This is a genomic window from Mesorhizobium sp. M2A.F.Ca.ET.037.01.1.1 (genome assembly GCF_003998075.1).
In the GTDB taxonomy this organism is placed as follows: Bacteria; Pseudomonadota; Alphaproteobacteria; order Rhizobiales; family Rhizobiaceae; genus Mesorhizobium.
Map to the genome: position 1 here is coordinate 1 of NZ_RZSA01001515.1, position 967 is coordinate 967.

Below are 967 nucleotides of genomic sequence, written 5' to 3' on the forward strand. Positions count from 1 at the left end.
CCATCCAGCTCGTTCAACACATCAGCCGACAGCTCCAACTCCGCGGCTGCCAGATTCTCCCGCAGATGCGCGACCGAAGAGGTGCCCGGTATCAAAAGGATATTGGGCGAACGCTGCAGCAGCCACGCCAGCGCCACCTGCATCGGCGTCGCGCCGAGCCGGTCGGCCACGTCGGACAGCGTCGACGATTGCAACGGGCTGAACCCACCGAGCGGGAAGAACGGCACATAGGCGATGCCGTCGCGAGCCAGCTCATGGATCAGCGCGTCATCGTCGCGGTGCGCCAGATTGTACTGGTTCTGCACGCAGACGATGTCGCAGATCTTGCGGCCTTCCGCGATCTGCGCGCGGGTGACGTTGCTCAAGCCGATATGGCGCACCAGGCCTTTGCGCTGCAGCTCGGCAAGCTTGGTGACCTGCGCCTCGATGGAACCTTCGGCCGGACCATGCACCCCGAACATGATGCGCAGATTGACGACGTCCATCACCTCAAGACCGAGATTGCGGAGATTGTCGTGCACGGCCTGCTCGAGCTCGTCGGCTGTGAAGGCCGGCAGCCAGGAGGCGTCTTCGCCACGGCGGGCGCCGATCTTGGTGACGATGGTGAGGTCGTCGGGGTAGGGCGCAAGCGCCTCGCGGATCAGCCTGTTGGTGACATAGGGCCCGTAATAATCGCTGGTGTCGATATGGTTCACGCCTTGCGCTACCGCTTCGCGCAGCACGGCGATGGCCGCGTCATGATCTTTCGGCGGACCGAACACGCCCTTGCCTGCGAGCTGCATGGCGCCGTAGCCGAGGCGGCGGACCGAACGGTCGCCGAGTTTATAGGTGCCGGATTTGTTTACGCTGGACATCGTGGTCTCCTTCGCTGTCGACGAGGGAGATAGCTCATGGCCGCTGTCCCGATAACCGGGTATAACCGGTACGGCTTGTGCGGAATTAGGAACAATGGCGGCTGATCTCAACG

1 protein-coding gene is annotated in these 967 nt (G+C 63.1%); it reads right to left on the reverse strand.

Going from position 1 to position 967, the window contains the following annotated elements:
* On the reverse strand, positions 1 to 854 hold an 854-nt coding region (locus tag EOA27_RS38015; protein WP_145970886.1), incomplete at its 3' end, for an aldo/keto reductase family oxidoreductase.
* Between the last annotated feature and the right edge of the window lie 113 nt (positions 855 to 967).